Source organism: Donghicola sp. XS_ASV15 (genome assembly GCF_041224595.1).
Taxonomy (GTDB): domain Bacteria; phylum Pseudomonadota; class Alphaproteobacteria; order Rhodobacterales; family Rhodobacteraceae; genus Donghicola.
Window position 1 is genome coordinate 1 of record NZ_JBGFGN010000017.1, and the last position, 6,101, is coordinate 6,101.

General features: G+C 61.2%; 5 protein-coding genes and 2 pseudogenes. 5 read left to right on the forward strand and 2 right to left on the reverse strand.

Annotated features, from left to right (window positions below; translation table 11 throughout):
• A pseudogene (locus AB9K37_RS00370) lies at positions 1-107 on the forward strand (transposon DNA-invertase); the annotation flags it as partial.
• A 32-nt stretch (positions 108-139) separates the two neighbouring features.
• Here AB9K37_RS00370 and AB9K37_RS00375 read toward each other — a convergent pair.
• A pseudogene (locus tag AB9K37_RS00375) lies at positions 140-661 on the reverse strand (recombinase family protein); the annotation flags it as partial.
• Positions 662-719: 58 nt separating this feature from the next.
• Positions 720-1,817, reverse strand: coding sequence for a tyrosine-type recombinase/integrase (locus tag AB9K37_RS00380; protein ID WP_369835090.1), 1,098 nt, complete (start codon positions 1,815-1,817; stop codon positions 720-722).
• A 125-nt stretch (positions 1,818-1,942) separates the two neighbouring features.
• On the opposite strand from AB9K37_RS00380, the gene AB9K37_RS00385 reads away from it, so the two are divergent.
• The 4 genes from AB9K37_RS00385 to AB9K37_RS00400 all read left to right on the forward strand — a co-directional run bounded on the left by AB9K37_RS00385 (position 1,943) and on the right by AB9K37_RS00400 (position 5,980).
• Complete coding sequence (locus AB9K37_RS00385) at positions 1,943-2,827, forward strand: DUF1403 family protein (RefSeq protein WP_369835091.1); 885 nt, start codon at positions 1,943-1,945, stop codon at positions 2,825-2,827.
• A 2-nt stretch (positions 2,828-2,829) separates the two neighbouring features.
• Positions 2,830-3,444 (forward strand): SMC-Scp complex subunit ScpB, encoded by a 615-nt coding sequence (locus tag AB9K37_RS00390; protein WP_369835092.1) that lies wholly within the window; start codon positions 2,830-2,832, stop codon positions 3,442-3,444.
• Between the two features lie 262 nt (positions 3,445-3,706).
• Positions 3,707-4,993, forward strand: a complete 1,287-nt coding sequence (locus tag AB9K37_RS00395; protein WP_369835093.1) for a Fic family protein — start codon at positions 3,707-3,709, stop codon at positions 4,991-4,993.
• Positions 4,994-5,542: 549 nt separating this feature from the next.
• Positions 5,543-5,980 (forward strand): TerB N-terminal domain-containing protein, encoded by a 438-nt coding sequence (locus AB9K37_RS00400; protein ID WP_369835094.1) that lies wholly within the window; start codon positions 5,543-5,545, stop codon positions 5,978-5,980.
• Positions 5,981-6,101: the final 121 nt, after the last annotated feature.

Genomic DNA, 6,101 nt, shown 5'->3' on the forward strand with positions numbered 1-6,101 from the left:
TTTCAGAGCTGTGCAGTGAACTGGGCGTGAAACCCGTCACCCTGTACCGATACGTCGATCCCAAAGGCAACCTGCGCGAATATGGAGAACGCGTCCTCGGCGCTTAAGGTGTCATTCTGCACTCAGCCGGAGCAGACCCCACCCAGTCTTGAGCCGTCTCGTTCAGCCGCTCCATGTAGCCGTCTTGCCGCGCGAGCCGCACCTTGCGTAGCGCCGCTGGATCGCGGGCGCGTAGGCCCGGGTTCCCGCCGACCCGGCCCTTAGTACGGGCACTCGCCAGCCCCGCCTTGGTACGTTCGCGGATCAGCGCCCGCTCAAACTCGGCCGCGGCGCCCAGAACCTGAAGCGTGAACTTGCCTTGCGGGGATCCGGTGTCGATCGGGTCCTGAATGGAACGAAAGAACGCCCCCTTGGCCTCCAGCCGTTCGATCACCTCCAGCAGATGTGAGAGAGACCGCGCCAGCCGGTCGATCCGAACGACAACCAGCGTGTCGCCCTTGCTAATGCGCTCCAGCAAGCGGGCAAGCACTGGCCGCGCACGATTGCCGCCGGAGGCGTGTTCTTCATGGATTTCGACGCATCCCACAGTTTGCAGGGCCTCGGACTGGGGCAGGGGGGGCTGATCCTCGGTTGATACGCGCGCATAGCCTATGAGGGGCATGAAAACGGGCCGTTTGCAATTTAAGGTATCGCAATTAAACGATTGAATGACCGCGCGATCAGAGACCGGAAGCCTTCGTCAGGTTCACCCGGAACCGATCGCGGCGGCGTTGGTAGCGGCGGGTCATTTCGGCGGAGGCGTGGCCGAGGTGTTTTTGAACGTAGCGCTCGTCGACCTCAGCAGAGCTGGCCAGACCCGCGCGCAGCGAATGACCGGAGAACAGGGCCAGACGGTCTTTTTCCGGCAGGTCCGCGCGGATGCCAGCGTCAAGGACGCATCGCTTGATAAGCCGCGCGACATGCTTGTCGTTGAGCCGCGTCTCCAGTGCCTTCTTGCCGTCCCGCGAGGTGCCGACGAACACCGGGCCGAAATCGATCTTGGCGAAGTGGAGCCATTGTTCGAGCGCATGGACGGGGCAAGTCTGATCGCTGGAGCCGCGGCCGATCTCGACCTCGCGCCAACCCGTTTTGGCGTTCAGTTCAAGCAGGGCACCCTTGTCGAGGATCTCGATCCAGCCGCCCGTGTCCGGCGTGTCGTCCTTCCCGCAGTCAAGGCTTACGATCTCTGAGCGGCGGAGGCCGCCAGCGTAGCCCAAGAGCAGGATCGCGCGATCCCTCAGCCCGCGCAGGTCGAAAGGAAGGGTGGCGACCATCGCAAGGATGTCGTCGGCCAGGATCGCTTCCTTCTGCACCGGCGGACGGGCATGTTTGCGCTTGATCCCGGCGAGCACTGTCGCGATGTGGCGGTTCTTGCGATCGAGGGTGAACCCCCGCTGCGCGTAGTTCCAGGCAAGGCCCGAGAGGCGCCGGTCGATTGTAGAGACCGACAGGGCAGGGGAGGGGCCCGACCCGGAGGCGAGATCGGCAAGGTAAAGTCCGATCATTTCAGCCGAAGGTGGCAGCGGTTCCGCACCCTTCATCCGGCACCAGCGGGCGAAGTGTGCCCAGTCCTTGGCATAAGCTTTCAGCGTGTTCTCGGACGCGGCGGCACGCGCGTAGTTCCGGGCGGTATCGACCAGCCGATCGAGGCTGCCGGAGCCTGCCACAGAGGACGGCACGCTCAAGGCCTCGCGGTCAAGGCGATCTCTCTCGTCGTCCTCGTCGATCGAAGACCCGATGGGCCGCTCTGAGGGCGATTTCTCGTGGTTTTCCGACATGGCGCCAAGCTTATCTTTTCATGTCCGATAATGCAAACTTATTGGACATATTGGGGGGCGGCAAGATGGGGCGGTTAGATCGCTATTTTCTGGAAGAAAGCGCCGCGCCAGTGTAGGCTGCAGGCATGACTTTTGCCCGACCGGATCCCATCAGCGACCTCGACACGTTACCCCGGATGCCCGCCTGGGTCACCTCTGCACGCGCTGAAACCCTTGAAGATGTTGCGTTTTTGTCGGGCGCAGCGCTGAACCACCTGCATGTTGTGCTAGGACGCGCGGAGGTGCCCCAAGCCTTGTTGCGGGACCGGCTCGCGCTGCGCGCCGCCGAGGCTTGCGTCGCGTTTTCGGGACGCCCGGAGCGGGCAGGGGAGCTGCGCGACGCCGTATACCTTTTGCGCCCGGGCGATCTTCCCGGACCGGCAGGCGAAACCTGCCTGGCCTGGCGGCGCGCGGCTGAACGGCCGGTGTCGGTCAAGGCTCTGGGCCGAACTTTGCCAGCCTTCGAGCCGAACCAGATTGCGGCGTGGATTGATGCAGGAAAGGGTTGGCCAGTGACCCGCGCCGCTATGGTGCTGGAGGCGGTGTTGACAGAAGCGCCACGTGCGGAAGTGGCGGCTCTGATCCTTGCGGATGCGGCCCTTGCTCAGGCGCTCGGCTGGGATCATCTTGTGCCGCTGCTAGCCGTGGGCCTGAAACGCGCTGACCTGCGCAAGCGTGGGGACGACTTGAGGCTCGCCTGCCATCGGGCGCTCGTCTCATCTGCGGTCGAGGCCGTGGGTCTCTCCGCCGATCTCGCGCGTCGAGCGGCACATCTAAAGGCGGTCGCACCCAAGCTGCGGGCCAAGGGCGCGGGCGACGCGGTCGAGATGTTCCTGACCCACGATGCCGTGGCGCCTTCGGCCTTGCCTTTGCCGGATCGCGCCGCGCGGCGGCTCTGCGACCGGCTGGTCGACCTCGGCGCGGTGCGCGAGCTGACCGGGCGTGATACGTTCCGGCTCTACGGGGTGTAGCGATGGCGAAGGATCGCTCTGACCCCGAACTGGATCGCGAGTTGACTGACCTGCCGCCGGAGCTGCGCTGGCGGGAGTGGATGCGCCGGATCGAGGCGGTGCTCTTTGCCTCTGCCTCGCCGGTGCCGCGCGAGGATCTGGCGCGGGTCGTGGGGCAGGGGGCCTCGGTTGACCTGCTCGTCGAGGACCTCGCCGCCGAGCTGGAGGGGCGGGCTTTTGAAGTTGCGTGGGTCGCTGGCGGCTGGATATTCCGCACGCGCGCCACCTACGCCCCCGCGATCCGCGCGGCGGCAGATATCGGGGACCAATTGCTGGACCTGAGCGAATTCGACGTCGCGGTCCTGGCCGCCATCGCTTACCACCAGCCGATCACCCGCGACGCACTGAAGGATATCTTCGGCAAGGAGATCAGCCGTGACCTGATCGGACGGCTGCATGCGCGCGACCTGATCGGGACTGGGCCGCGGTCGCCGCGACGCGGCGCTCCCTATACCTTCGTCACCACCGAGCAGTTCCTAGTTTCCTTCGGGTTGGAGAGCCTGCGCGATCTTCCCGATTGGGAGCAGTTGGAGGATGCTGGGGTTGTGGTGGAAGCTTCACAAGTCGATTTTGGGTAACGCGTTGCCGGTCTCCGTTGCCGATGCCTGACGCAATCTCGGTCGTCCTGCTTATCGTTTCATCTGCAGTGCAATGATTCATGCGGAGAGCCAGAAAATACCCACAATTTCAAGGTGATAAACGTTTCGTCTTTCTGATGAAGTTGGCTTTTGCGTCCTGACGCCTGAATCGTTGCAAAATATGTGAAACGAAAACTTGCGTTGAGAAAAAATGTATGTGTATCAATGTCCTAATCGTTTCACACTTGCGGGATATCGTTTCATGGCCTTGTCGGATCAAGACATTCTCGACTTTGTCGGCGAGAACCCGGGTGCCGGACGCGATGCCATCCGGAAGGGCATTGCAAGGGATGTGAGCGAAACCACCGTATGGCGTCTCTTGAAGCGCATGGTGGATGAGGGGCGCCTCGAAGTATCCGGCAAGGGCAGGGCGACAGGATACAGAATTGCCGGGGGCGCGGTCGTCCGGGCGCATTTGTCGATGCCATATAACCGGCGAGCGCCGGTATCCTATCGACCGGAGTTTCTCGACGCCTACGTCCCAGAAAAGACCTGGTACCTGTCTGCACCAGACCGCGAAAGACTGTTGGAGGCCGGCCGTCCGCAGGGCGGCGCAATTCCTGCCGGAACATACGCGCGCCGGATCCTTGAACAGCTTCTGGTTGATCTTAGCTGGGCATCATCCAGGATGGAGGGCAACACCTACGATATTCTGCAGACCGAGCGACTGATCAGGTTTGGCGAAGAAGCTGCGGGAAAGGATCGAAAAGAGGCCCTGATGATCCTCAACCATAAGGAAGCCATCCAGTATGTCGTCGACAATCTCGATGAGATAGGGCTTCGGCGTCCCGATCTGTTCGCGATTCATGCGCTGCTCTCAGACGGACTCCTGGCGGATCCGGCAATGTCGGGCCGATTGCGAGCGATGCCGGTCGGGATCTCGCACTCGAGCTATCGACCGCTCGACGATGCGGTCACGATCGCAGAGGAGTTCGACATCCTGCTCCACAAGGCTGCGCAGATCACCGATCCGTTCGAGCAGTCCTTTTTCCTCTTGGTGCACATTCCGTACCTCCAGGCCTTTGCCGACGTTAACAAGCGAACTTCGCGCGTGGCCTCGAACATCCCACTTCTAAAGTCGGATCTTGCGCCGATGTCGTTCACGACGATGGACGACAGCGACTATATCGATGGGCTCATCGGGGTTTATGAATTGAACAATGTCGCGCTGCTGCGTGAGGTCTACATGGACGCGTACTTGGCGTCTGCGGAGAAATACCGAATTCTTCGCGCTGAGGTGGAGAGCCCGGAAAAGGCTGCGCTTGCCTATCGGGAATTCGTTCGCGCTGCGGTCCGGCGTTGCGTTCTCGAATTCAAGGAGTTCCGAAACGATGCGGTTGATGAGATGGCTTTGGCTGCTGGCGTGCCCGATGCTGATCGAGCGGATGTTGTCGCTTACGTTCGTGAGCAGATCGCTGGGCTCCATGAAGGCAACGTAATCCGCTATCGGCTGAAACCAGACGACCTGAAAGGAGTGAACCTGCGCTAGATCGTTGATCGAACCGGACCGAAGAACGTCTACGCATCAAAAGCGCATTCAATCATTGCGATAGTCGTTGCAATGATGGGCATCCAAAATAGTGTGGTTCGGAGAGGGTTCCCATAATGTCTTCAATACTCAAGTTTTTCCGAATTACATTCTTTCTCGCCCTGTATTTTTTCTTATGCATGGTCGTGGTGACCATAATGCTTCAGGGTTGGCCGGTTGGTGGCCAGATGCTGTTTGCATTTGGTGTTCCCGTCATTCTGGTCTGGTGGCAAGAAAAACGGAGATCGCGGAAAGTCGCTGCAAAGGCGCAAGCTGAGGGGAGTTCCGAAACCCACCCCCCCCCGACCTGAGCCGGTGCCGCGCCCAAGTGCCTACGACAAGCGTATCGAGCGTGAGCGCGAACGAATTCGCGAAGCCAATGCGTCTCAAGCACCGGCTGCCGTGCAGGCCTACTCTCCACCAAAGCAGGACTACGCTGAAATCGTTCGGGCTGGAAAGTCTGCGGCGCCGGCACTTGCCGCGGCCGCTGAACGAAATCAGCCCTCGCGAATGGCATCTAGCGTATCGTCCCGACCAACGAAAAGCGGGTGGGTCCCGTCTAGCGAAACAGCTAGCGTGGCAGGCCGCAACATCGGCGGGATGGTCTATGTCGGCACGCCCCCCTTGCTGAACACCTACGGGTATCGTGACAAATGCCGAGCCTATATCGATCCGTCCCTGTCGGTCGCGCGCTCTGGAGCCGACAAAGCTGGAGAAGGTATGCCCTACTGGCCTGGGTACTCGGATATCTCACCTCAGTGCCGGGCGACCTACCTCGACTGGTTGGCCAGCGGGCGAAACGATGCCTCCTACAACCCCGGCTACATGTTCCTGTACTTCTACGGGCTAGAGCGTCGCTTCTTCGTTGATCAGTCCAATGAAGACGCAAAGGATATCGTCCAGGAAGTTCGGCGGCTGCAGTCACTTTACCTGTCAACGGCGGAGTAAAATTCGGCCATTGTGGCGGAGCAAAAGTCGGCCAGTTTGGGGCGAGCGCCTTGGAGCGTGCGGCCCTCATATAGCAAGCCCGGTCCAAGGCGCATTGGCCGTCAGGCCAATTCTGTGAGGT

Excerpts from the sequence above, each read along its gene's own strand:
- AB9K37_RS00395 (WP_369835093.1), top strand. The coding sequence starts at position 3,707 with ATGGCCTTGTCGGATCAAGACATTCTCGACTTTGTCGGCGAGAACCCG.
- AB9K37_RS00390 (WP_369835092.1), top strand. The coding sequence starts at position 2,830 with ATGGCGAAGGATCGCTCTGACCCCGAACTGGATCGCGAGTTGACTGAC.
- AB9K37_RS00385 (WP_369835091.1), top strand. The coding sequence starts at position 1,943 with ATGACTTTTGCCCGACCGGATCCCATCAGCGACCTCGACACGTTACCC.
- AB9K37_RS00380 (WP_369835090.1), bottom strand. The coding sequence starts at position 1,817 with ATGTCGGAAAACCACGAGAAATCGCCCTCAGAGCGGCCCATCGGGTCT.
- AB9K37_RS00400 (WP_369835094.1), top strand. The coding sequence starts at position 5,543 with ATGGCATCTAGCGTATCGTCCCGACCAACGAAAAGCGGGTGGGTCCCG.